This window comes from Pseudomonas persica (assembly GCF_900291015.1).
GTDB lineage: Bacteria > Pseudomonadota > Gammaproteobacteria > Pseudomonadales > Pseudomonadaceae > Aquipseudomonas.
Window position 1 is genome coordinate 1 of record NZ_OLKL01000356.1, and the last position, 238, is coordinate 238.

Here is a 238-nt window from a genome sequence, read left to right on the forward strand (position 1 = left end):
CATCAGCATGTGCCGGTGCATGAACAGGAAATCGATGCCCGAGCCATTGCGGTGCTTGCGCGGGCCACGGGCATCGCGCTCATGGTCCCTGGGCCCGGGCTGCCAGCCCAGGCCACGCAGGGCGTCCTGCTTGTTCCGCGGCAATTTGTGCCACTGGTCACGGGTGGCATGCCAGAGCTGGTGGAACAAGCGGTGTTCGGCACCGACCACCCAGGCCAGCATCTCGGGGGTGTAAGGC

1 pseudogene is annotated in these 238 nt (G+C 66.4%); it reads right to left on the bottom strand.

Features of this window, described 5'->3' with window-relative positions:
* Nucleotides 1-238: pseudogene (locus tag FQ664_RS26870) on the bottom strand (pyoverdine maturation tyrosinase PvdP); the annotation flags it as partial.